The organism is uncultured Adlercreutzia sp. (genome assembly GCF_958431955.1).
Taxonomy (GTDB): Bacteria; Actinomycetota; Coriobacteriia; order Coriobacteriales; family Eggerthellaceae; genus Adlercreutzia.
The window spans coordinates 14,130-37,692 of record NZ_CAUASN010000016.1; the positions used below are offsets into that span (position 1 = coordinate 14,130).

Here is a 23,563-nt window from a genome sequence, read left to right on the forward strand (position 1 = left end):
AAAAGCGGCCCGCGGCGCAAGAAAACGGCCCGCATTACCAGTGAAACGTCACAGGATGCGGGCAGTTTGTCCATAAATGTAAGGATGGAACGCCAAGCGAAGAGGTCAGGAGAGCCGCTTCACCATCACCTCGTTGGCCGCGAGCTCCACGGTATCGTCGAGCGGAGCGAGGGCGGGGGCTGCCAACCCCGTGCGCGCGGCACGGCGCTCGAGGGCGCGGGCGAGCACCCAGTCGGCCACCTCGGGGTTCTTGGAAAGCGCCGGACCGTGGGAGTAGGTGCCCACGACGTTCTTGTAGCGCGCGCCCTCCACGCGGTCGTCATCGTTGTTGCCGTGACCGCAGGGCGAAATGACCCGGCCGAAGCCCTCCACGCCCGGGCCCAGGTAGGTGCGGCCGGCATGGTTCTCGTAGCCCACCACGGGGTGAGCAGCCAGGGGCGACTCGAGCACCATGTTGTCGATGAGGCGGTCGGCCGAGGTACCAGGGCGGCGCGTTTCCATGTCGATGATGCCGAGGCCGGGCACGAGCTCGTCGCCCCACAGCCACTGGCGGCCGAGAATCTGGTAGCCGCCGCAGATGGCGAGCAGGGGCCCGTCGGCCTCCACGTAGGCGGCCAAATCGTCGCGCATGGCCAGCAGCTGCTCGCTCGCCAGCTTCTGCTCGCGGTCGGGGCCGCCGCCCATGAAGACGAGGTCCACTTCGGAGAGGTCCACGGTCTCGCCGTGGCCCACGCGGCGCACCTCCACGGGAATGCCGCGCCAGCGCAGGCGCTGCTCCAAGATGCGCACGTTGCCGCCGTCGCCGTAGAGATTCAGCAGGTCGGGCAGCATATGGGCGATGACCACGGGCGGCTCGGCGGAAGCGGGATCGGCGGCGGTGCCGACGGCCTCCGCAGCGGGAGCGGCCGGGGAGGTGGCCCCGGAGGCGGCAGCTTGAGAAGAGCCTCCTTCACCAGCGGAGGCGGCGGGGGCTGCGGAGCCAACAGGGGCCGGGGCCGGATGCGCGCCAGCGCTCGTGCCAGCGCGAGCGGCCTCGGCGGCTTCCATGGCATCCAAGGCGTCGTGAACCGGGGGCAGCGCCGTGTAGTTCGCGATGGCGTACACGGCGGCATCGGCTGGCATGGCACCCGCGGCCGTCAAGGCCCCGAGGCGCGTGAAGGCATCGTCGACGGACTCGATGACGAGCGCATCCAGCCCGGCGTACTTCAGGCGCACGGCCAGGTCGTGGGCGCGCGAACCACCGGCAAACACCACCAGGTTCTCCTGAGCAGCCAGCTCCTCGAAGTCGATGTCCCAAATCCAGGAGATGTCGCGGCCGTCGGCCACCTGGTCGTTGATGAAGAACGCCACCATCTTGGGGCCCTCGTCGGCTTCCACGATCTTCAGGTTCTGGTTGAAGCCCGTGGGATTCTTCGCCAGGTTCAGCAGCACGTCGCGGCCGTCGAGGCGGTAGCGCTGCAGGCGGCCATTGCGCGGATTGAAAGCGTCCACCGCCCGCTGGAAGTCGGCCGTGGGCACACCCGTCTCGCGGCAGAGCGCGTAGGCGGCTACCAGATTGTAGGCCGCATAGGGCGTCGGCTGGGGCGTGCGCACCCGCTCGCAAGCTTGCGGCCCGCAGATCTCCATGGTCACGCCGTCGGCGCCGAGGACGATGTCGCGGCCGGCATAGGCAAGCTCGGGCCGTGCGAAGTCGCACTGCTCGCAGAAGTAGTCGCCGAGCTGGCCGTACTGGCGATAGCGGTACTGGATCATGCCGTCGCACTTCTGGCACATCTGGGCATCGGCCACGGTGTTCTGGGCCAAGTTCATGGATTCGGATAAGCCGAAGGGTATCGATCGGTTGTCCACCGCATCGGCGATGCGGGCGCACAGCGGATCATCGGCGTTGTAGATGAGCACGGTGTCGGGCGATGCCGCGAGGGCTCCGGCAATGGATGTCTGGATGCGGTCGATCTCGCCGCAGCGATCCAGCTGGTCGCGGAACAGGTTCAACAGCAGCACGTAGTTCGAACGCAGGCGCGGCAGCACATGGGCAAGCCACAGCTCGTCGCATTCGAAGACGCCCCACTGGGCAGCCGGCTGCTGCAAAAGCGCCGAGGAGATGCCCGCCGCCAAGTTCGCGCCGGTCCGATTGCAGATGATGGTGCGTCCCGCGGCCTCGAAAACGTCGGCGAGCAGGTTATTGGTCGAGGTCTTCCCATTAGTGCCCACGGTGATGACCGATCCCTCGGTGCACTTGCCGGCGAGCTCGCCGAGCAGCGCCGGATCTATCGCGAGCGCGATCTTCCCCGGCAGATTCGCCGCGGGACGATGGGCCACGTGGCGCAACCCCCAGGTGGAAACGGCCCCGGCCGTCTTCGCGAGCGTAAACCTCAAGCCCATGATGCGCACCTCAACGTTTATCTGGAGGACAGCGGAGTCCTCGGTGGTTTTGCGGCATTCAGTATACCGTGGGGACGGCACGGACACGATATCAGCGTCGCGCATCCACCAAATCGATGAGCTGCTGACGCGAGTGGATGGAGAGCTTGCGGTAAATGCTCTTCGCGTGGTCGCGCACGGTGTTCTCGGAAACGAACAACTTCTTGGCGATGCTCGCCCGAGTATGGCCCTGCGCGAGCAGGACGAACACCTCGGCCTCGCGAGCCGAGAGATGATAGAAGTCGGCAAGGCGACCGCAGCATCGCTCCAAGCCGTCCTCCTCGAGCTCTTCCGCCTCACGCCGAGGCTCCCCCTCGGCCGCCTCAGACTGCAAGACCGGTGGCACATCGGCACGCAGGCGCACGACCAAGCCGTTGCTCAGCAGCAGCACGCTTGATATCACAGCCAGAACCACTACGACGATAATACTGTTCGTCATAGCCTGCACATCGGCGCTTGCCAAGGGAAACGCATTCTGACCAAGGACAACGCCCACGCCAAAGCCAGACCACGCGAGCGCCCAGCCGACGGGAAACCCCAGTGGAATGCTGAGAATACGGACACGATCGACCTGCACGATGAGCAGGAAGAGACAGATCAGCAAGAAGGGCCATCCGGACAGCGTGAGGGTCAGCAGAAACTGGCTGCGCTCGTAGTCCATGATGTTCGCCAGCATAACGACGATGACGCAGGGCACGAACACCTTCAGCAGCGTGATGGGATCGACGTGGCGGCCCCCTATGCCGCAGCAGGCCGCGGCAATGGCCGCGACCACCACCCCCGAGAGGGCCACATCGGCATTCAGTTCCCCCATGCTCTCGGGCGTGCTCACCCGAGCCGTGGTGCCGCCCACGATGCCGAGGGCAATGGCGAACAGGACCACGCCAACCGCAAGCATGAGAAAATCGCGCGTTCTCGTGGGGCGGACGAGCAACGGGCGCTGCGCCTCGGGCACCGATCCCAGCGCAACCATGAGACACGCCCACGAGCCGATCAGGCAGCCGACGAGGATGAAGGGAATGAGATCGCCCCCCAGAACCATGACCGCGTAATCAACGGCGCACCCGAGGGCCAGCGACCCGAAGGCGAGGGTACGGCAGCAGGTGCCGGAAAGGCGTGCGCACAAGAGCGCCCACACGAGCATCATCATGGCCGACGACAGGCCGAAGATGGCCGCCGCGCCGTAGACGCCCCACACCGGCAGCGTACCGAGCATAAGGAGCAGCCCCGCAACCGAGCTCCCCGCAGCGGCGATGGCGGCAAGCCAGCGCAGCCAATGGCCGGTGAAGGATCCCGCATCCCTGCGGTAGCTGTAATAGCACAGCAGCCCGAGGGCCACGACGCTGAACGCGCTCAGGGCCAAGGGGGAGAAGCCCGGAAAGGCAGAGCTGGGGAACAGCAGCGACAATGATGCCATCTGCCATGCGAGGAAAAGCCCCAGGCCCAGGGTGGCCACCCCCGCGCGCGGACGCGCGCCACCGTCTTGCATCTTCGCCGCACCTCCCTTGCGAACCCGATTTTGCCATGTTTGCCCAGTATACGTGAAAACCACCCGTTTCTGGTGGGATGTTACGAGGTAGTCTCGGAGCCGTTCGGAGCGTTGGACTCCGGGCGCAAATTCGATGTGGATACACAAGGAGGGATTCACATGTTGGAAACGAGCAATGTCTCGCGCCGCAACTTCCTGCGAGGAGCGGCCCTGGCCGGCGCCGGCATGGCCGCGGCAGGACTGGCGGCCGGTTGCGCGCCCGCGCAGCAGTCGGAGATGGCCGCTACCGGCGAGGACGTCGAGGCTCCCAGCGCGAGCGAAAACCCGTCCTGGCTGGGCGACGCCCCCGTGGTGAATGAGGACGAGGTCACGCGCACCATCGACACCGGCCTGCTCGTCATCGGCGGTGGCGAGAGCGGCGTGTGCGCCGCACGGCGCGCAGCCGAGCTGGGCATGCAGGTGGTGGTCATGGAGAAGCAGCCCGAGGACACCTGGGCGCCCATCGGCTGCGACGTGGGCACCATCAACTCGTCGGCCTACCTGAACACTGGAGCCGAGCCCGTCGACGAGATGCAGGTGCTCAACGAGTGGCAGCTGCGCACGTACTGCCGCTCGATGCCCTCGGTGGCCAAGATGTACGCCACGCGCTCGGGCGAGGCGTACGATTGGGTGTGCGAACTGGCCCCTCAGGAGCAGCTGGACGAGTTCCAGGTCTTCTACAGCTTCCCCAACGGCCGCAACAAAGTGGCCGTGAACCACAGCGGCTACACCTCGTTCCCCGGCACCGTCTCGCATCGCGACTTCAATGACACGCTGGGCAACGGGGCCAACCAGCCCGCCTGGGGCCCCATCATGCGCCACAGCATTGAGAAGTCCCAGGAACTGGGCGCCGAGTGGCTGTTCCAGACCTCGGCCATCGTGCTCATTCAGGATGACGAGGGCAGCGTGACTGGCGCTTACGGGGACGGCCCCGACGGCATCGTGCGCGTGAATGCCGATGCGGTGCTGCTGGCCTGCGGAGACTTCTCCGGCAATGGCGAAATGGTGCTCGCGCTGAATGACGAGGTGCGCCAGCTGGCCGAGACCTCGGGTATCGACACGTCCGACCCGTCTGCCTTCATGGGCATGGGCCAGGACGGCATGGGGCAGAAGCTGGCCTGCTGGGCCGGCGGCGTGATGGAGCCGGGTCCGCGCGCGGCCATGAACTTCGGCAACGGCATGGGCGCCCCCGGACTGACGGCCATCGGCAACTACCCGGTGTTCGGGCCCGACGGCAAGCGCTTCTACAACGATGCGCAGCTCCAGTTTGGCGGCCAGGGCTTCTTCGCCCGGCGCGCTCGCGGCGAGCTGATGTGCACCATCGCCGACGGCAAGTGGGAGGAGAACATCCTGAACCAGGGCTATGAGCACAACATGTCCTCCACCACTTGCGCACGCGAATGGGATTTGGTGAAGCAGGATCTGGCCAACTACACGACGGGTCCGGACGGGTTCGAGGTGTACGGATTTACCGGCTACGGCATGAACAAGTCGAAGATGTACGCCGCCGAGACCCTGGACGAGCTCGCTGACATCCTGGGCTATACCGGTGAGGCGAAGCAGGGTCTGTTGGACGAGATCGCCCATTACAACGAGATGTGCGCCGCTGGCAAGGACACCGATTGGGGACGCGATGCAGACCTCATGAACCCCCTGGACACACCGCCCTTCTTCGGCATGGCCGGAACCGCCGACAAGGGCCGCTGCATGAGCGGCATGGTGCAGATGTCCGGCGTGCTGGTCACCGACAACCACCAGGTGCGCCGCGTAGACGACAGCATCATCAAGGGGCTTTACGCCTGCGGCAACACCGCCGGCGGCCGCTACGCCATCCAGTACCACACGCTTCTGGCCGGCAATTCGGTGGGCCTGGCCATCACCCAGGGCTATTGTGCCGGCGAGCACATCGCCCAGAACCTGGAGGCCGACAACCAGGCCGCCGACGAGTACCAGGCTCTCCTAGCCCAGATGGCCGAGGCACGCGCCAACGAGCCCCAGGGCGCTCCCCCTATGTAGGACCTTCCCGTTGCCGGGCGCGGCCCGTCCTCCCTCCCCCGCGCCCGGCTCCGCACCCCCCGACATCGGGGCGATAGCAGAAAGGGGCCCATCTCTGCGGGGATGGGCCCCTTGCGATAGGGAGACGCGGGAGAGCCCTGCGGCAGAGGGCGAGGCGAGGCAGGCGTTAGCGGAAGAGAGCCTCCGCGGCGCGGGCCATGGCCTCAGCCGCGCAAAGGCGGCCCCACTCCGACAGCGCGACGGCATCGGAGCCGCAGCTCTCGAACAGACCGCCCTCCGTCAGCGCGGCCCGACGGGACGCATCGGCCTGCACCGCATCGCCCCGCCACAGCGCGTTCAAGTCGGCGCGCAAACGGCGCAGCGGCGTATCGATTTCGACCACCTGGGCCGTCACCATCTCGGAGTCCCCCTCGGCTGCGATGTACGCGCCAATGTCGCCAGTGTTCGACCAGGCAAGGCCATCGGCGCAGGATGCCGTGCAGGGCCCGAGGCACACGAGCCCTGCCACACCAGGGCCGTCGAGGGGCGCGTAGCGGTCGAGTACCGCGGGATTCACCGATCCGTTGCGGCTGAAGTGCAGCGGCGCCTGCTCGACGAACCCGCGCTCCCCGAGCCATGCGGCCGCCCGGCGGTAGTGGCCCACTGCGGTCTCACGCGCATCAGCCCCAAGCGCAGTCGGCGTTACCAGGGTGAAGCGCTGCACCGTCGAGCGGAGGGCCCGTCGCAGCGACGCCTCAACCTCCTCGGCAGTCTGCCCCGGAGCCCCCACGACGACCTGCATGCCGATATCGTCGATACCCACCTGCTCGAGCAGCAGATCGGTCTTCGCCATCTCCACCTCACCAGCGGGCATCTCAAAGAGGGCGGCGATGCGCGACTCGGCAGCCAGATAGCGGAACTCGGGCAGCGGGCGGCCGGCCTCTCGCAGGCGGTTCGCCTGGCCCACCGTGAGCAACCCGGGATCGAACGTGGCATACAGGGGAGTGGCGCGATCGATGGGAAGGAGCCGGCCGAGCCCCCGCAGCATCTTCCCCAGCTCCTCCTCGGGCAACGTGCTTGCCGAGCCGCCGCCTAACGTCAGGCTCCGCACGTCCCAAGCGACAGCCTCGCCGGCAAACCCCGCCGCCTCCCCCAACAGCGCATCGACGTAGGCCCGCTTGACCGACGGCGGCGTGTGATCGTAGCCGTTCAAGATCAGGGAGCGGCCGCCGTTCACGAAAGGCACGCTGGCATATACATTGCAAATCATGGAAACCCCTTTCTGTTGCGAGGCCACCCTACCACAGCCGCCCTCCCCCCAAACGGGTGGTTGCGGCCGGCAGGGGGCCATTGCCGAAACTTCATCTGCGGGGTAACAATTCTCCCCCTGCACGTTCCCAGGCGCTTAAGGGCAATCTCGAAAGACGGTGTCCGGATCTAGAATGTTGTTGCGTAATTCTCAGTTCTTGCCAGCTACACTCGTCCGGGAGGTGTCCGGTGACCGCAGCGCAGATCATCTCCGTGATCGTGTTCCTCGGCACGCTGGCGCTCGTCATCTCCGAGAAGGTGAACCGCGCGCTCGCGGCGCTGGCCGGCGCGGTGCTGCTGCTCATCCTGCACGTGGTGTCCTTCGAACAGGCCATGGATCACGTGGATCTGAATACCCTCGGCGTACTTCTGGGCATGATGCTGTTCGTGGCCGTGGTGAAGCGCTCGGGTGTCTTCGAGTACCTGGCCATCCGCTGCGCGCGGGCGGCCCGCGGGCGGCCCTGGGCCATTATGGCGCTGCTCATGGTGCTGACGGCCTGCTTGTCGGCCTTCCTCGACAACGTGACCACGGTGCTGTTGGTGGGACCGGTCACCCTGACGTTGTGCCGGCTTCTGAATCTGCACCCTGTGCCGTTTTTCCTGGCGGAGATCCTGTCGTCGAACATCGGCGGCACGGCAACCCTCATCGGGGATCCGCCCAACATTATGATCGGCTCGGCGGCGAAGCTCACCTTCGCCGACTTCCTCGCCGTCGACGGGCCGGCCGTGCTCGTGGCGCTTGCGGCCGTGATGGTCGTGTTCTATCTGGTTTACGGACGGAAGATGGAGCGGAGCCCCCGTAACCCCGCGGTGGTGATGGCCCTGAACCCCGCCGACTACATCAAGGACCGCCGCCTCATGCGCCTGTCGGCAGTGCTCACGGCGCTCGTGGTGGTGGGATTCGTGTTCCACGGCGCGCTGGGGCTTGAATCCTGCGTGATCGCGCTCGCCGCGGCGGCCGCCATCCTGCTGCTGTCGCGCACGAGCATCGAGGAGGCGCTGTCGGAGGTGGAGTGGGTGACGCTCGCCTTCTTCACCGGGCTGTTCGTCATCGTGGGGGCGCTCACGGAAACGGGTGTGATCGGCATGGTGGCCCAGGGCATCATCGGCGCGACGGGCGGCAGCGTGTTCGCCACCATGCTCGTGCTGCTCGTGGGCTCGGCCATCGTCTCGGCGTTTCTCGACAACATCCCGTTCGTGGCCACCATGATTCCCATCCTGCTCTCGATGCAGGCCGGCGGCATGGACGTGACCCCGCTGTGGTGGGCCGTCTCGCTCGGTGCGTGCCTCGGCGGCAACGGTTCGCTCATCGGCGCGAGCGCCAACGTGGTGCTCGCCGACATCGGCAAGCAGAACGGGCACCCCATCACCTTCGCGCAGTTCTTCCGCGTCGGCTTCCCCTGCATGCTGCTCACCGTGGCCATCGCCGCGATCTACCTCATCATCCGCTTCCCGGCTTAGAGGGCGGGTGCAGGGAAGGCAGCAACGCCCGCGCCCCGCTCACCTCCCCTGCGAAGACCTCGCGTTTTCTCCTTGCGAAACCCGTTCGCTTTCGCTATACTTTGCAGTCGCTTCTGAAAGAAGCGCGTATGCCAACGTGGCTCAGCTGGTAGAGCAACGCACTCGTAATGCGTAGGTCAGCGGTTCGAATCCGCTCGTTGGCTCCAGAACTTCCGCAGGTCAGCAGGTGAAAAGCTTGCTGGCCTGCTTTCGTTTTGAGCGAGGTTGCCCGCAGACTATCACAGGAGTGCCACAGCAGGCCCAGGAAATCCTCCGGCTCCTCAGACCATCATGCCACATCCTTTGCCGGACATGAGAAAAGCCCGACGCGTCGGGCTTTTCTAGGTGTCGGCCGCAGCCTTCCACCGCTTTCAAGGAACATTCTAACACGGATGTCAAACGAGCCGCCCAGCGCTAACTGTTGCTAACGAATTGTCGGAGGGCGGTCAACTTCCCGCGCGCGGTCGTCTTGACAATCTTCGAGTACATATTGAAGGGAAGCTCCGCGCGATATCGCTCGATAATGGCATCATATCCTGCAATGAGCTGCCTGCACTCCGTCTTGGAGAAACCCATGCGGCGTAAGAGGTACACGAGCAAAACCACGTAGTCCGTTATGTCCGCGAAGTCAACTCCACTCACGCCCGTCTCCTGCTTGAGTAATTGAGAAACGGCTGCGCTGATTGCACCACTCTGGAATCTGACATCGAGCACAACCGCGTTATGAGCGATAGCGTTGCGAAAGTCCTTCAGCGCAAAGATCATCTCTCCCAATCTGCGCTCCGAATCGATGTTCGCCGGCATGCCCAGATCGTCCACAACCTTCGCTTTGACGCGCGCATCGAGGCAACGGTAGAACGCACCGAAGTTGCCGAGCGTCATCACCTCAAAGATAGCCCAGATAGGGACGTCCTTGTCGGCATCCCGAAAATGGCCGATGACGTCTCGGCCTCTGTGGCCGTAAATCATGCCATCTACTTCTTGACGCAAGCGCTGTCTCTCCTCCCAGGCCTTGCGATAGGCTTTTCCCGTTTTGGAGCGATAGCCCGTGAGACTCTTGCGCCATATGATCTCGAAGGACGCCGAGCCTGCGTCTTGGACCACAGCCTCCAGCGCATAGTTCTTCAACGCCGTTTCGATAGCCATAACACGAGGATAAAACAGTGTTTTGAGCTGGGTATCGAAGTCGTACAACGCCGCAACTTGAGTAAAGCTGGTAATAGGAAGTCTGTTCACGGCCTTGCCGGCAAATCGATAACCTTTGTACCCATGATAGTACCCGATGTTCTTCAACTTCCGCTTCTGCGAGGAGCCGCTGATAGCTATCCCGCTATCGCGAAGATGCTTCATGAGGGCGTTGAGGGACTTCGGCACGCTTCCTCCTGATTTGTGGACACGAAGGGAAACCATCGAAAACAATCGATAGGACTGTTTGCTTCATCTTCAAGCAATACTCAGCTTCGGTCAACCCGCAATCTACATTACATTTCCCTGCGTCAACGATGTTTCAGCACCCTTGACTCAAGACTAGCAGGGGACGCCCCTCCTTTCCCAGAGTGAACGCTGCGAAGCCAGGCGCAAACCGTCTGCGAACGCGTCCTAAAAATTGGCGGACCTGAGGGCGGATGGGGGCCTTCGAACCGTGAGAAAGCAGCGGCCACAGCCGCGCTCTCAGGGCAACACCCGCTCGCCAACCTACTAGAAGCGGCAGAGATGGCGCGCTCGAGTTGCTGCCATACGTTGTCACGTCCGAAGGTGTAGACCCAATCGGAGCTATGGGACGCCATAGGCGAAATATTCTCGAGATCATCCAATATCTGCGGGGCTTTTTCTTCGACCAGTGCCTCAATCGGAAGGTGCGCAAACGCGTCGTTCGGGGAACTGAAACGAAGTCGCCGCCTTCCTGCGGCGGCAAAGGGCTACACTAGCAGGAAGACATCGCACCTTTCCCCAGGAGCCACTATGACCGATTCCGCTACCCCCGCCGTGACTGCGCTGGCCAACCCGGCGTCTGCCAGCCCCGCTACCTTCACTGAGCCCGAGTGCATCGAGGTGCGCGGGGCGCGGGTGCACAACTTGAGGAACCTCTCGCTGAAGGTGCCGCTGCGCCAGCTCGTGGGTATTGCCGGAGTGTCGGGCTCGGGGAAGAGCTCGCTCGCGCTGGGCGTGCTGTACGCCGAAGGCAGCCGCCGCTACCTGGAGGCGCTTTCCACCTACACCCGCCGGCGCATCTCGCAGACCGGCCGCGCCGACGTGGACGAGGTGCTGCACGTGCCCGCGGCCCTCGCCCTGCGCCAGCGCCCGGGCGTGCCAGGCGTGCACTCCACCTTCGGCACCTCCACCGAGCTTCTGAACTACCTGCGCCTCATGATGTCGCGCCTCGGCAGCCACCGCTGCCCGCACGGCCACCTGAACCCGCCGACCTTGGCCGTGGCCGCCGAGCAGCCCATCACCTGCTGCGTGTGCGGCGAGGAGTTCTACGGCCCCGGCGCCGAGGATTTGGCCTTCAACTCCGGCGGCGCGTGCCCCGAGTGCGGCGGCACGGGCGTGGTGCGCACCATCGACGAGTCCACGCTTATTCCCGACCCCACGCTTTCCCTGGACGAGGGAGCGGTGGCTCCGTGGCGGCAGCTCATGTGGTCGCTCATGAGCCAGGTGGCCGGCGAGATGGGCGTGCGCACCGATGTTCCCTACCAGGACCTCACCCCCGAGGAGCAGGACATCGTGCTGCACGGCCCCATGGAGAAGAAGCACATCCTGTACGTGCCCAAGGGCAAAGACCACGCCACCGAGCTGGACTTCACCTACTACAGCGCCGTGAACACCGTGAAGAACGCCCTTGCGAAGGTGAAGGACGAGAAGGGCATGGCCCGCGTGGCGAAGTTCCTCTGCGAGTCGGTTTGCCCTGCCTGCCACGGCACGCGCCTGTCGGAGAAGGCCCGCGGCAGCGAGATAAACGGGCTGAACCTGGCGCAGCTCACGGCATTCACCTTGGACGAGCTGCGCGATTGGCTGCCCACGGTGGCCCCCTGGCTGCCCGCCGATATGCGGCCGATGGCCGAGGCCATCACAAGCGAGATGCGCGAGCCCATCGAACGCTTGGAACAGCTGGGGCTGGGGTATCTGGCCCTCGACCGCGCGAGCGAGACGCTCTCCAACGGCGAGCGCCAGCGCGTGGCCCTCACGCGCGCCGTACGCAGCCGCACCACCGGCGTGCTCTACGTGCTGGACGAGCCCTCCATCGGGCTGCACCCGGCCAACGTGGAGGGGCTGCTCGGCGTGATGGACGACCTGTTGTCCGACGGCAACTCGGTGGTGATGGTAGACCACGACGTGGCCGTGCTGCGCCACGCGAACCACCTCATCGAGATCGGCCCCGGCTCGGGCGCCGACGGCGGCCGCGTGATTGCCCAAGGCTCGGTGGCCGCCCTTGAAGCGGACCCGGAAAGCCGCATCGGGCCGTTTCTGGCCGGCACGGCGAAGGTGCGCGTGCGCGTACCCGTGGCGCCCGAGCACCTCTTCGACGAGGGCGCGATCCGCTTGGAAACCGGCGCCATCCATACGGTGCACCCGCTTGAGGTGCGCATTCCCAAGGGACGGCTCACCTGCGTGACCGGCGTATCCGGCTCGGGCAAGACCACGCTCGTGCTGGAAAGCCTCGTGGACGGCCTGAAGGCGCAGCTGGCAGGGCGGACTCTGCCCGGGCACGTGGTAGAGGCAGATGCGCCGGGCATCGCGCGGGTGGATCTGGTGGATGCCACGCCCATCGGCGTGAACGTGCGCTCCACCGTGGCCACCTACTCCGGCGTACTCGACGAGCTGCGCCGCGCCTTCGCGAAACTACCCGAGGCGAAGGCGGCGAAGCTCAAAGCCGGCGCCTTCTCCTACAACACCGGGTCGCTGCGCTGCCCCACCTGCGACGGCACCGGCCAGGTGTCGCTCGACGTGCAGTTTCTGCCCGACGTGGACATCCCCTGCCCCGATTGCCGCGGCTCGCGCTACGGGCACGAGGCCGAGGCCATCCAGATGGAGGTGAACGACTATCCCGGCGCGTCCGACGCTACGCAAAACGCGGAGGCCGCCGAAACCGCCGCGCACCGCGCGAGTGACCACGCCGCCGACTTCCACGGCATGCGCACCCTCTCGCTGCCGGAGATCCTCTCGCTCACGGTGGATCAGGCGCTTGCGGCCCTCGCGCCCCTGAAGAAGGTGCACAGCAAGCTGGAGATCCTGCACAACCTAGGACTCGGCTACCTCACCTTAGGCGAGGCAACCCCGGCCCTTTCCGGCGGGGAGGCCCAGCGCCTGAAGCTCGCCAGCGAGATGCGTCGCAACCAGGACGACACCCTCTTCGTCTTCGACGAGCCCACCATCGGGCTGCATCCGCTGGACGTGGAAACCCTCATCGGCGTGCTGCAGAACCTCATCGAGCACGGCGCCACCGTGGTGGTGATCGAGCACGACCTGGACATGATCGCCAACGCCGACTACCTCATCGACATGGGCCCGGGCGGCGGCGAGCAGGGGGGCCGCATCGTCGCGGAGGGCACGCCCGCCCAGGTGGCCGCCTGCCCGATGAGCATCACCGGCCGCTACCTCGCCCGCGAGCTGGAAGGCTAGCGCGCAGCCTTCAGCTTGGCGAGGGTGGCGCGGGCCTCGTTCATGTTCGCCTCGATGTCGGCGCCCACCACGTCCAGGTTCTCGGCGGCCGCAAACCGCGTCTCGGGAATGCCGAACATGCCGGCGATGCCGCAGAGGTACTCGTAGCCGTAGTTCATGGTGCTCACCTCGCCGCCGCCCGTGGTGATGTAGGTGAGGTGCTTCGCGCGGCACAGCCCCTCGCAGCGGCCCTCCTCGGTGTAGTGGAAGGTCATGCCCATGACCGCCGCGTGCTCGATGTATATCTTCAGCGCCGCGGGAAACGACAAGTCCCAGTACGGCGCGCCGATGACGATCTCATCGGCCTCGGCGAAGTCCTTTCCGATGTCGAACATGGGGTCGTCGAAGAGCCCCTTGGCCTCCAGCTGGGCGCGATAGGCTGCCGACGGGCCGTAGTAGGGCTCGAGCTTCAGCTCGGCGAGATCGACTTCCTTCACATCCTCGATGCCCCCCAAATACTCGCGGCACAAGGTGAGCGTGCGCGACTCCTCACCTCGCAGGCAGGCGTTCACGAACAGTACGGTCATGGGGCTCCTCCTTTTCCGAAATCTCCCCCATTGTAGCGCCGCAGGGCCAAGCCGCCTCCCTTATAATGGGGAAGCATCATGCGGAAGGGCTTTGGAAGGCGGTGAGTCGATGGCAACTGCCCACTACACGCTTATGAACAAGAACACGCCCGTGCTCTCGTTCGATTACGACCTGGACGACCACAAGGCCGTGCGCATCCGCGAGGTAATCGCGCCCGAGGCGGCGCCCTTCGGGCTTACCGACCGCCACGGCGATATCTCGAGGGCCGAGCTGAACTACTGGTGGCGCCACCGCGCCATTCCGGCCTCCCGCGCGCAGGTCAAGCGCCTGCTCGAGAACTTGCAGCTGGAAAGCACCCTGGTGCTCGCCGAGAAGAGCTTCGGCCTGTCGCTTTCCGACCGCTACTGGCTCAACGACGAGGACGACCCGAAGCGCTGGGACGACATCAACTTCTTCGACAACGATTTCTCCGACGACTTGGGCTTCCTCACGCTCGGCCAGGACTCGGCGGGCTCCTCCCCCGACGCGCCCGACTACCACACGGTGAACCTATCGTCGCCCAACAGCACCCTCGGCGGCGACCTTCTGAAGAAGTGGAAGATCGTGAACGGGAAGCGCGTGCTGCTGAAATCGGGGGTGGGTTTCGTTAACCAGGAGCCCTACAACGAGGTGGCCGCCACGGCGCTGCACGAGCGGATCATGGCACCTGGCGCGTTCACGCCCTACGAGTTGTTCGAGGACGGGCGCCGCGTCTATTCCGCCTGCGCCAACCTGCTGGGACCCGACGAGGAGCTCGTGGCCGCCTGGGATGTCATCCGCAACGTGAAGCAGCCGAACAACCTGTCCGACCTCGGCTTCTACGTGAAACGGCTGGAAGACCTCGGCCTTGATCGCGATGCAACCATGACCGCGCTCGCCCAGATGTTCGCCGGCGACTTCGTGCTGGCCAACCGCGATCGCCACTACCGCAACTTCGGCATCATCCGCAACGTGGAAACCCTGGAGGTGACCGGCATCGCGCCGGTGTTCGACACGGGGTCGTGCCTGTGGTCCAACGCCGAGCTGCTGGAGGTTCCCGGCGACTTCCTGTACATGGCCAAGCCCTTCAAAATGAACGGCATGAAGCCGGCCGACCAGCTGCGCCTGTTTGACGGCTACTTCGACTGGTATGACGCCGCCATGCTGGATGGCTACGCCGAGCAGGTGGGCGCCATCCTCGCGAAGAACCCCAACATTCCCGAGCGCCGCATCGCCACCATCGTCGACGCCGTGCGCAAGAAGATAGACCTGCTCGACCGTATCGCCCGATAGAAAGGATATCCATGGAGAACTTCGAATTCGTCTCCCCCACCCACTTCGTATTCGGCCGCGGCGCCGAGGATGAGGTCGGCGCCAAGTTGGCCGAGGCCGGCGCCCGCCGCGTACTCGTGCACTTCGGCGGCGAGAGCGCCCGCCGCTCGGGGCTCATCGACCGCGTGGGAGCCTCGCTCGACGCCGCCGGCATCGAGCATATCGAGCTGGGCGGCGTGCGCCCGAACCCCGAGATCACGCTCGTGCGCGAGGGCGTGCGCCTGTGCAAGGAGGGCGACGTCGACTGGATCTTGGCCGTGGGCGGCGGCTCGGTCATCGACTCGGCCAAGGCCATCGCCAACGGCGCCTGCGTGGACTGCGACGTGTGGGAGCTCTTCGAGACGAAGGCGCTCGACCACGACGTGCTGCCCATCGCCGTGGTGCTCACCATTCCGGCTGCGGGCTCCGAGGCTTCGAAGAACACCGTCGTCTCCAACGACGAGCTGGGACGCAAGACCGGCTACGCCAACAACGCCCAGCGCCCGAAGTTCGCCTTCATGAACCCCGAGCTCACCTTCACGCTGCCGCCCTTCCAAACGGCCGCGGGCCTCACCGACATGTACTGCCACCTGCTGGAGCGCTTCTTCGACGACGTGGGCGCGGTGCCCGTGACCGACAATCTGAACCTGTCGCTCATGAACACCATCCGCGCCGAGGCGCCCCGCGTGCTGGCCGATCCCGACAACTACGATGCCCGCGCGAACATCATGTGGGCCGGCATGCTCTGCCACCAGGGGCTCGCCGGCGTGGGGCGCCACGAGGACTGGGCCACCCACGGGCTGGAGCACGAGCTGTCGGCACTCGACCCGGCCATCACCCACGGAGCGGGCCTCGCCGTCATGTTCCCCGCCTGGATGGAGTACGTCTACAGCGAGAACCCGGCGCGCTTCGCCTTCTACGGCCAGGCGGTGTTCGGGCTTGTGCCCACTGGCGACGTGAACGCCGACGCGCTGTCGGCCATCGATGAGACCCGCAGCTTCTTCGCGAGCCTGGGAATGCCCACCACCTTGACCGAGCTGGGCGTGGAAGAGGCCGATATCCCGAAGATGCTGCCGACGCTCGCCCAGAACAAGGGCGTCCCCTTCGGCAGCTTCAAAAAGCTGACCTTGGAAGACGCCGCGGAGATCTACAAGCTGGCGCTGTAGGGTCACCCGGCCGCTGCGCACCCTGCGCGCGAGCAACTCCGCCGAGTTCTCGCCCGACTCCCCGCAATCGAAAACGCTCTCGCCTGTTACAAGGCGAGAGCGTTTTGTTTACAGGCTGCGCCCGCCCAGCACGCAAGGGACTTCGGCCGCCATAATCATGGCCGTCAGACAAGGAGGCCAGTCATGGAAATCGTCATCAAGCGCGTATACGAGCCCTACGAGGAAAGCGACGGCTACCGGGTGCTGGTGGATCGGCTGTGGCCGCGCGGGCTGACGAAGGAGCGCGTGCACTACAACGAGTGGGCGAAGTTTCTGGCCCCTTCCACCGAACTGCGGAAGGCCTTCGGCCACGACCCGGCGAAATGGGACATGTTCCAGGCGAAGTACGTGGAAGAGCTGAACGCGAACCCCGAGGCACTCGCCTTCGCGAAGAAGCTCGCCGGTCCCGACGTGGCAGCCTACCCGCGCGTCACGCTCCTGTACGCCGCCCGCAACGAGAAGGAGAACGAAGCCGTCGTGCTCGCCCAGTGGCTCCCTGAGCACGAATAGGGCGCGTACCGCCAAGCGAGGGAGGCGCGGGGATGGGGCGGGGCGCCCCGCGCGCAGGTTGCGCAGCGAACGGAACAGCCCAGTGGGCTGTTCCGCCGAGCGAGCCATTGCTTGAGCACGGGGCGTTCCGCCCCATCCCCGCGCCGGGCAGTCCCGCACGCGCCCGGACGATTGAAATTCGCCGCGCTAGTCCGCGATAGGCAGGTTCGTGACTTCCGCCTCCAAAGGCAGCGGCACATCGTCGGCCTCGGCCTCGGCAGCCAGGCCGCCGTCCCAGGCCTCTTCCTTGCCCGGCAGCACGATGTTCAGCACGATGCCCACGATGGAACCCACGGCCAGGCCCGACAGCGCGATGGTCACGCCGCCCACCTCGAACGCGATGGCGCCGGCCGCGCTATAGGCGATACCGAGCGACAGCACCAGGATGAGCGCGGTGATAAGCACGTTGCGGCTGGCCATGAAGTCCACGTGGTTCTCCACCAGATTGCGGATGCCCACCGCCGAGATCATGCCGTACAGCACGAGCGACACGCCGCCGATCACGCAGGCCGGCATGCAGGAGATGACCGCCGCGAACTTCGGGCAGAACGAGAACAGGATGGCGAAGCACGCCGCAATGCGCACCACGCGCGGGTCGAACACGCGGGTCAGCGCGAGCACGCCGGTGTTCTCGCCGTAGGTGGTGTTGGCCGGCGCGCCGAAGAGCGACGCCAGGATGGTGGCCAGACCGTCGCCGAGCAGCGTGCGATGCAGGCCCGGCTCGGCGATGAAGTTGCGGTTGCAGGTGGAGCTGATGGCCGACATGTCGCCGATGTGCTCGATGATGGTGGCGAAGGCCAGCGGCATGATGGTGATGATGGCAGTGATGGCTAGTCCGGTATCGAACTCAGGGCCGAACAGGGCGAACACCGTGTTGTCCCACAGCACCGGCAGGCCCACCCATGAGGCTTCAGCCACAGGCGTGAAGTCCACGAGACCCACGATGGCCGCCACCACGTAGGAGCCGATGACGCCGAGCAGGATGGGGATGATGCGGATCATGCCGCGGCCCCAGATGTTGCTGATGACGATGATGGCGATGGCCACGAGCGCCACGGGCCAGTTCGTCTCGCAGTTCGCGATGGCCGACGAGGCCAGGATGAGGCCGATGCAGATGACGATGGGGCCGGTGACCACGGGCGGGAAGAAGCGCATGATGCGCCGCGGCCCGAACACCTTGAACAGCGCCGAGACAATGAGGTACAGAAGACCCGCACACGCCACGCCCAGGCACGCGTAGGGCAGAAGGTGCGCCTCGCCGTTCGGGGCGATGGCCGCGTATCCGGCGATGAACGCGAAGGACGAGCCCAGGAAGGCCGGCACCTTCCCCTTCGAGAGAAAGTGGAACAGCAGCGTGCCCAAACCGGCGAACAGAAGCGTCGCCGACACGGAAAGCCCCGTGAGGGTGGGCACCAGAATGGTTGCGCCGAACATGGCGAACATGTGCTGGATACCGAAGATGGTCATCTTCGGCGCGCCCAGGGTTCGGGCATCGTAAACGGCGTCGGGGGCATCGTCGGCACCCATGGTGGGCACAGTCTTGGTATCGCTCATTGGCAAACCTCGCATCATCGCGGCGAACAGGCGCGGCCTGCCCGCTCGTGCGCCCCGCGCCCCGCCGCGCTTGCTGCGCGACTGCCGGCGCGGCCGCCCCGCGAGCCGACCTCGCCTATTATGGCACGGCTTCCGTTGCCGTCCCGTTTCGCCTCCGCGAGGGGCCAAAACGCCCCGCAAGGTGCTGAGCGACTGCACAAAACAGCCCCTTTCGCGCAAACGGGGAAGAAACCGACGGTTTTCGTAGCCAAGTAGAGGCCCGGCCGATTCCAGATCAGGCGTTTTCCCAGGTGGACTCTTCACAATTCACGGCACTGTGTCGCCAATTCTACGAAAACCGGCATTTTCTGCTCAAAAGACCGCCTCAGGGAATGAGGTCGTAGGGCATTTCGCGCTTGATGAGGTAGAACAGGAGCAGCAGCGGGATGAGCCACGGCCACACGAAGAGGGCGGCGACGAGGGTGGCCGTGCGTACGACGTAGAACACCGCGCGGTAGCCCGTCGTGCGCGGATGGGTCTCGAAGGTCATGCGCACGAAGGAGCCTCCGGGTGTGGAGCCGTCGTGAATCCAGGGGATGACGACCTCCACGAGCGCGAAGGCCGCCACGGCGCAGGTGCCCATGACCGCGTCCACCGTTTGAGCCGCCGTGAGCCCGGGCAGCTGCAGAGCCGACGCGCCGACCGCCTCCAAGGCCAGCGCTGCCGCGCCGTAGGGCACGATGGCCGCAAGGCCCACGATGAGCAGGTCGAGCCACAGCGCCACGCATCGGCGCACAAAACCCGGTCGCTCGGTCGTCTCGGCATCGGCGAGCTTTCCCGGCGGCACCACCCGCCCCAGAAGCCAGGCGCACAGCCACCCGAGCGCCGCGCCGAGCGTGTTGGTGATCACGTCGTCCACATCGCAGCAGCGATAGGCATAAGGGTACAGCCCGAAAAATCCCGTGAGCTGCGCCGTCTCGATAAGCACCGACGCGGCCAGGCCGAGCAGGACCGACGGCACGAAGCGCAGGCGCAGGAGACGGCCGGCGATGAATCCGAGCGGCACGAAGAACACCACGTTGAACAGCAGCTGAAAGACCGCCTTCAAGCCGTCCTTCGCGACGTCGTTCACGAAGTTCAGCGGGTTGAAGTTGGCGGGCACTGCATAGGTGATGCCCGGCCCCGCATCGCCGGAGGGCAGCGGGTACAGCGTGAAGCACCCAAGTCCCACCATGTAGAGGACCGCCAGGTACGCGCCGGCGAACGAGCCGAAGCGCAAACGCCCGTCCCGATGGTACAGGTAGGCCAGAATCGGCAAGGTCAGCAGGAAGGCCACTATCGGCCACAGAATGAGCGCCGCCGCGAAGTTCTCGCTGTAGTTCCCCAGAAAATGCTTGATGGCGCCCACCGGCCCGCTCCTTCTCTCTTGTGCATCGGACGAGGGTCAGCATAGCGCGGCGGCTGCCATCGCGCAGCAAAGGTGACAGCAGAGTAAGGGAAGTGATTGGAGGCCGTAAGGCATCAGCGCGCAGGGTCGGAGCACCCGAAGGAGGACCGAATCGCAGGTGCATCCGCACAGCAGGGCGTTCGCGGGCGGAGACCGGATCGGACGATTTGCCGCTCCGCAGACGTCGTGCTATGCTGGGGTCTTTCTCCGACCAGCTGAAACCCACTACCGAGGAGAGAACCATGAACATTACCGTATACTGCGGGTCTAACCCCGGCGACGACCCGCGCTTCATTGAAGCGGCCCGCGCACTCGGCGTCTGGATTGCCCGAGAGGGGCACACTCTCGTCTACGGCGGCAGCTCCGTGGGGCTCATGGGCGCTGTGTCCCAGGCAGCCCTCGAGGGAGGCGCACCCGTCATCGGCGTGGAGCCCGCGTTCTTCATCGAGGCCGGTGTGGCCCAACACGACCTCACCGAGTTAATCGTGTGCGAGACCATGGGCGAGCGCAAGGCGAAGATGATCGAGCTGGGGGACGTGTTCGTGGCGCTGCCCGGCGGCGTGGGCACCTTGGAGGAGATCTCCGAGATCATCACCCGCGTGCGGCTCGACCTGGGGCCGCATGAGTGCTTCCTGCTGAACATCGACGGCTTCTACGATCCTCTGGCCGCCTTTTTGGCATCCATGGTGGACCACCGCTTCTTCGACCAGTGCGACTTAGACCGCTGCCTCTTCCCGCGCTCGATGGACGAGTTGGCCCACCTGGTAGCCACCGCGGATGCGCGTCCGCACACTCGCTGCGAGGGGCCGCTGCTGCAGAAGGGCTAGATCCCGCGGGCGCCGGGCACCAGCCCGCACCGCGCGCCACCCACTCATGCGCCGCGTGCCGCGCGCGATCGTACCGGCACCTAGCCGATCACCGTCAGGCAGTACTGGGCCTTGCCGGCGTCTTTCGCCTGGTAGAGCGTGCTGTCCGCCACGGCGTACAGCTCCTCGAAGGGCATCGGCGGCGTGAGGCAGCACGCGGCACCGATGCTGATGGAGGGTGTGGCGTGGGAAGGCGCCTGCCCCGCGGCCTTGGCCGCCTCGTCGGTAGCACGCTGGGTGGCGAAGGGGCCGCGGGCCAAATGCTCGAGCACGCGGTCGGTGGCGGGGCCGGCGGCCAGGCCGGGCGCGAAGATGAGGAACTCGTCGCCGCCCATGCGGGCCACGACGTCCTCCTTGCGCATCACCTGCGAGAGGAACGCGGCCAGCTCCTTCAGCACCGCATCGCCCGCCAAATGACCGTAGGTGTCGTTCACGCCCTTGAAGTCGTCCACGTCAACAGCGATGAGCGTGCACGGGCGGTCTTCGCTCGCGAGCAGCGTCTCGATGCGGTCGAGTGCCGCCGCCCGGTTGTAGAGTCCCGTGAGGCCGTCGCGCTCGGCCTTGCGGCGGAACTGGCTCTCGCGCTGGGCCGCCTCGCTCGTATCCAGCAGGCGCCCCACATGGCGCACCGGACCGCCCTCCTCGTCGTAGAGCACCACCGACTGGTAGCGGTACCACACCGGCTCCCCGTTGGGGCCCGGTGTGGAGGTCTCAAAGTCGACCAGGGAGTTCTCGCCGATCTGCTCCATGAGCGGCGAGAGGTCGTAGGAGGTGATGTCCAGATTGCACGGCTTCTGGCAACGGCGGTGCACCACGAAGTCGGGCTGCTCCGGCGCGCGGCCGAAGCGCCCCTCGAAATCGCCGTACACATGGGCCGCCCCCGTGGCGCATTCAATATCGAAGAGCACGTCGTTGGAGAGCGCCGTGAGGATTTCCAGGCGCTCGTTGGCGCGGCGCAGGTCACCCTCGTCGCGCACCTGGTCGGTAATGTCCATGAGGGTGACGTAGAACCAGCGCTTGCCTTCGGCGTCGGCGGCCAGATGCCCCCAGTCCTCCACCCAGCGCACCTCGCCGTCGGCGCGCAGGATGCGGTAGCGCACATGGTCGTCGTTGCGCTCGGCTATCTGCTCCTGGATCTCGCGCAGCACGCGCTCCCGGTCGTCAGGATGCACGAGCCCCGAAAACGTGTCGCCCGTCAGCGCGCTGAACGCGACGGCGTCGGCGCACCCGAACAGGGAGAGCATTCCCGCGCTCACGCAATCCAGGGTATCGGGTCCCTCGGCGGGATAGCGGAACATGCCGCCGGGGAAGTTGCCGAGAAACTCCCGGGCGAGCATCAGCACATCAGGCGCTTCCGCAGGGCTCGCGTCCGGCGAGGGAGCTGCGGGAACCTCGGGACTCGCAGAAGGAGCGGACGGCTCGGCGGGGGAGGGGTTGCTCGCCTGAGCGTCGCCCGCTTCGCTTCCAGATGCTTCGCCCCGACGAAAGATACGACTCAAGGACACCATGCGAATTCCCTCTTCCTCGGCTGATCGCGGACGGCCGCCCCCTGCGGCGGCATTCCAACACGCTAATTCTCGTATGATAGCACGTCAGTAGCGGATTATTCGCTCAAAAACGAACCGCGCCGGTCGCCAAGAGCTCCTCTATGCGCGAGCGGGGAACGGCGCCGACGATCTCACCAGCGAGTACTCCGTCACGGAATAGCAGCAACGTCGGGGCGCTTACGACCTGGAACGCCCACGCGATATCAGGATGCTCTGCCACATTCAGCTGAGCCACCTTCACCTCTGGATGATGCGCGGCCACTGCCTCAAGCACCGGCTCCATGGCGCGGCACGGGCCGCATCCCCGGCTCCAGAAATCCACGAGCACGCATCCCGCTGCCTCTGTGACCTCCTCATCGAAGTTTTCCCGCGTAAGCTGAACCATCAGCCTCACATCCCCAGCTGCTGTCGCAGAGCAATTTGCAGCGTTTGAGAGAAGTTGATTCCATGCTCCACCGCCGCCGCATTGAGCCACGCCGGCAAGGTGACCGTGCGATTGACCGCCCTCGACGACTGCGCCTGACGCACCGACGGCATATATACATCGACAAGCACCGTCTCCTCGTTCTTCCCCAGGGAAAGCCTGTTGAGCGCCGTGGGCGCCGGAATTTCCTCGCCGTCCTCCTCCCGGCCGAACATCACGCAGCCAAGCAGCTCACGGGCGGCGAGCAACGCGTCGTCCTCGTCTTTACCGCTCGTCGCAACATCAAGATCGGGAAAGACCACGGCAATGTCCTCCCCCTCCTCGTAGGAGAACACCGCAGGATAGAAATATCGTTCGGGTTTCTTCATCATAGCCCCTTCTCTCATCACTCTTGTCAGGGGAACACAAGCCCTGCCTGCCGTCCTATGGAGTCGAGCGTTTTCCGCGGGATATCCTTAACGGGATGTTTCACGGTTACCCGACCCGGCTTCTCAGGGTGCTTGAACTGGTGGTGGCTGCCCACCACAGCCACTTCGAACCAGCCATCCGCCCTCAGCAACCTGATAACTTGTCGAGAAGAATACCCCTTCATTCTTCTGCACCTCCTCAGAATAACAAATATTTTTATATTTGTTAATAAGAGAGTGTTGCCGATTAACTCTCACCACCGACCATCGGCTGTCCTCCGAGGAGTTAGGCGAACCAACCTAAACATTTGTTTTAT

General features: G+C 65.4%; 18 protein-coding genes and 1 tRNA gene. 8 read left to right on the forward strand and 11 right to left on the reverse strand.

Going from position 1 to position 23,563, the window contains the following annotated elements; translation table 11 throughout:
- Window positions 1-105 precede the first annotated feature (105 nt).
- Together Q5064_RS06435 and Q5064_RS06440 are read right to left on the reverse strand one after the other, a co-directional pair.
- Window positions 106-2,382 (reverse strand): MurT ligase domain-containing protein, encoded by a 2,277-nt coding sequence (locus tag Q5064_RS06435; RefSeq protein WP_302963145.1) that lies wholly within the window; start codon window positions 2,380-2,382, stop codon window positions 106-108.
- Between the two features lie 91 nt (window positions 2,383-2,473).
- A complete protein-coding gene (locus Q5064_RS06440; protein WP_302963147.1) occupies window positions 2,474-3,910 on the reverse strand; it encodes a helix-turn-helix transcriptional regulator in 1,437 nt (478 codons plus the stop codon).
- A gap of 159 nt (window positions 3,911-4,069) precedes the next feature.
- On the opposite strand from Q5064_RS06440, the gene Q5064_RS06445 reads away from it, so the two are divergent.
- A complete protein-coding gene (locus Q5064_RS06445) occupies window positions 4,070-5,965 on the forward strand; it encodes an FAD-binding protein (RefSeq protein ID WP_302963149.1) in 1,896 nt (631 codons plus the stop codon).
- Window positions 5,966-6,131: 166 nt separating this feature from the next.
- Here the strand turns inward: Q5064_RS06445 and Q5064_RS06450 are convergent, their stop codons facing one another.
- Complete coding sequence (locus Q5064_RS06450; protein WP_302963150.1) at window positions 6,132-7,214, reverse strand: hypothetical protein; 1,083 nt, start codon at window positions 7,212-7,214, stop codon at window positions 6,132-6,134.
- Between the two features lie 227 nt (window positions 7,215-7,441).
- Here Q5064_RS06450 and Q5064_RS06455 point away from each other — a divergent pair, with 227 nt between their 5' ends.
- The gene (locus Q5064_RS06455; RefSeq protein WP_302963151.1) at window positions 7,442-8,713 is read left to right on the forward strand and encodes an ArsB/NhaD family transporter; all 1,272 of its coding nucleotides are present in this window, start codon (window positions 7,442-7,444) and stop codon (window positions 8,711-8,713) included.
- A 130-nt stretch (window positions 8,714-8,843) separates the two neighbouring features.
- A tRNA-Thr gene (locus Q5064_RS06460) sits at window positions 8,844-8,919 on the forward strand.
- A gap of 247 nt (window positions 8,920-9,166) precedes the next feature.
- Here Q5064_RS06460 and Q5064_RS06465 read toward each other — a convergent pair.
- The gene (locus Q5064_RS06465; RefSeq protein ID WP_302963152.1) at window positions 9,167-10,126 is read right to left on the reverse strand and encodes an Abi family protein; all 960 of its coding nucleotides are present in this window, start codon (window positions 10,124-10,126) and stop codon (window positions 9,167-9,169) included.
- Between the two features lie 588 nt (window positions 10,127-10,714).
- Between Q5064_RS06465 and Q5064_RS06470 the strand changes: the two genes are divergently transcribed.
- Window positions 10,715-13,372 (forward strand): excinuclease ABC subunit UvrA, encoded by a 2,658-nt coding sequence (locus tag Q5064_RS06470; RefSeq protein WP_302963153.1) that lies wholly within the window; start codon window positions 10,715-10,717, stop codon window positions 13,370-13,372.
- Here the strand turns inward: Q5064_RS06470 and Q5064_RS06475 are convergent.
- The gene (locus Q5064_RS06475) at window positions 13,369-13,938 is read right to left on the reverse strand and encodes an NAD(P)H-dependent oxidoreductase (RefSeq protein WP_302963154.1); all 570 of its coding nucleotides are present in this window, start codon (window positions 13,936-13,938) and stop codon (window positions 13,369-13,371) included. The two genes, Q5064_RS06470 and Q5064_RS06475, sit on opposite strands and share 4 nt — an antisense overlap.
- Window positions 13,939-14,047: 109 nt before the next feature.
- Here Q5064_RS06475 and Q5064_RS06480 point away from each other — a divergent pair, with 109 nt between their 5' ends.
- From Q5064_RS06480 to Q5064_RS06490, 3 genes are all read left to right on the forward strand, one after another.
- Complete coding sequence (locus Q5064_RS06480; RefSeq protein WP_302963156.1) at window positions 14,048-15,250, forward strand: hypothetical protein; 1,203 nt, start codon at window positions 14,048-14,050, stop codon at window positions 15,248-15,250.
- 11 nt (window positions 15,251-15,261) lie between these two features.
- The gene (locus Q5064_RS06485) at window positions 15,262-16,434 is read left to right on the forward strand and encodes an iron-containing alcohol dehydrogenase (protein ID WP_302963157.1); all 1,173 of its coding nucleotides are present in this window, start codon (window positions 15,262-15,264) and stop codon (window positions 16,432-16,434) included.
- Window positions 16,435-16,617: 183 nt separating this feature from the next.
- Window positions 16,618-16,983: a DUF488 domain-containing protein gene (locus tag Q5064_RS06490; RefSeq protein ID WP_302963158.1), complete on the forward strand. Its 366-nt coding sequence runs from the start codon at window positions 16,618-16,620 to the stop codon at window positions 16,981-16,983.
- A 186-nt stretch (window positions 16,984-17,169) separates the two neighbouring features.
- On the opposite strand, the gene Q5064_RS06495 is transcribed toward Q5064_RS06490, so the two are convergent.
- Window positions 17,170-18,576: a uracil-xanthine permease family protein gene (locus Q5064_RS06495; RefSeq protein ID WP_302963160.1), complete on the reverse strand. Its 1,407-nt coding sequence runs from the start codon at window positions 18,574-18,576 to the stop codon at window positions 17,170-17,172.
- Window positions 18,577-18,940: 364 nt separating this feature from the next.
- Window positions 18,941-19,963: a VanZ family protein gene (locus Q5064_RS06500; RefSeq protein ID WP_302963162.1), complete on the reverse strand. Its 1,023-nt coding sequence runs from the start codon at window positions 19,961-19,963 to the stop codon at window positions 18,941-18,943.
- 281 nt (window positions 19,964-20,244) lie between these two features.
- Between Q5064_RS06500 and Q5064_RS06505 the strand changes: the two genes are divergently transcribed.
- Window positions 20,245-20,829 carry a TIGR00730 family Rossman fold protein gene (locus Q5064_RS06505; protein WP_302963164.1) on the forward strand — a complete coding sequence of 195 codons (585 nt, stop codon included), beginning with the start codon at window positions 20,245-20,247 and terminating at the stop codon, window positions 20,827-20,829.
- Between the two features lie 80 nt (window positions 20,830-20,909).
- Here the strand turns inward: Q5064_RS06505 and Q5064_RS06510 are convergent, their stop codons facing one another.
- The 4 genes from Q5064_RS06510 to Q5064_RS06525 form a co-directional block, all read right to left on the reverse strand.
- The gene (locus Q5064_RS06510; protein ID WP_302963201.1) at window positions 20,910-22,205 is read right to left on the reverse strand and encodes a sensor domain-containing diguanylate cyclase; all 1,296 of its coding nucleotides are present in this window, start codon (window positions 22,203-22,205) and stop codon (window positions 20,910-20,912) included.
- A gap of 274 nt (window positions 22,206-22,479) precedes the next feature.
- Window positions 22,480-22,800: a co-chaperone YbbN gene (locus Q5064_RS06515; RefSeq protein WP_302963166.1), complete on the reverse strand. Its 321-nt coding sequence runs from the start codon at window positions 22,798-22,800 to the stop codon at window positions 22,480-22,482.
- Between the two features lie 5 nt (window positions 22,801-22,805).
- Complete coding sequence (locus tag Q5064_RS06520; RefSeq protein WP_302963168.1) at window positions 22,806-23,210, reverse strand: type II toxin-antitoxin system HicB family antitoxin; 405 nt, start codon at window positions 23,208-23,210, stop codon at window positions 22,806-22,808.
- A gap of 23 nt (window positions 23,211-23,233) precedes the next feature.
- Window positions 23,234-23,431 (reverse strand): type II toxin-antitoxin system HicA family toxin, encoded by a 198-nt coding sequence (locus Q5064_RS06525; protein ID WP_302963169.1) that lies wholly within the window; start codon window positions 23,429-23,431, stop codon window positions 23,234-23,236.
- Between the last annotated feature and the right edge of the window lie 132 nt (window positions 23,432-23,563).

Coding starts and splice junctions, on each gene's coding strand:
- Q5064_RS06510 (WP_302963201.1), bottom strand. CDS start 22,205: ATGCTCGCCCGGGAGTTTCTCGGCAACTTCCCCGGCGGCATGTTCCGC.
- Q5064_RS06520 (WP_302963168.1), bottom strand. CDS start 23,210: ATGATGAAGAAACCCGAACGATATTTCTATCCTGCGGTGTTCTCCTAC.
- Q5064_RS06525 (WP_302963169.1), bottom strand. CDS start 23,431: ATGAAGGGGTATTCTTCTCGACAAGTTATCAGGTTGCTGAGGGCGGAT.
- Q5064_RS06515 (WP_302963166.1), bottom strand. CDS start 22,800: ATGGTTCAGCTTACGCGGGAAAACTTCGATGAGGAGGTCACAGAGGCA.
- Q5064_RS06505 (WP_302963164.1), top strand. CDS start 20,245: ATGAACATTACCGTATACTGCGGGTCTAACCCCGGCGACGACCCGCGC.
- Q5064_RS06475 (WP_302963154.1), bottom strand. CDS start 13,938: ATGACCGTACTGTTCGTGAACGCCTGCCTGCGAGGTGAGGAGTCGCGC.
- Q5064_RS06440 (WP_302963147.1), bottom strand. CDS start 3,910: ATGCAAGACGGTGGCGCGCGTCCGCGCGCGGGGGTGGCCACCCTGGGC.
- Q5064_RS06445 (WP_302963149.1), top strand. CDS start 4,070: ATGTTGGAAACGAGCAATGTCTCGCGCCGCAACTTCCTGCGAGGAGCG.
- Q5064_RS06485 (WP_302963157.1), top strand. CDS start 15,262: ATGGAGAACTTCGAATTCGTCTCCCCCACCCACTTCGTATTCGGCCGC.
- Q5064_RS06480 (WP_302963156.1), top strand. CDS start 14,048: ATGGCAACTGCCCACTACACGCTTATGAACAAGAACACGCCCGTGCTC.
- Q5064_RS06470 (WP_302963153.1), top strand. CDS start 10,715: ATGACCGATTCCGCTACCCCCGCCGTGACTGCGCTGGCCAACCCGGCG.
- Q5064_RS06450 (WP_302963150.1), bottom strand. CDS start 7,214: ATGATTTGCAATGTATATGCCAGCGTGCCTTTCGTGAACGGCGGCCGC.
- Q5064_RS06495 (WP_302963160.1), bottom strand. CDS start 18,576: ATGAGCGATACCAAGACTGTGCCCACCATGGGTGCCGACGATGCCCCC.
- Q5064_RS06435 (WP_302963145.1), bottom strand. CDS start 2,382: ATGGGCTTGAGGTTTACGCTCGCGAAGACGGCCGGGGCCGTTTCCACC.
- Q5064_RS06490 (WP_302963158.1), top strand. CDS start 16,618: ATGGAAATCGTCATCAAGCGCGTATACGAGCCCTACGAGGAAAGCGAC.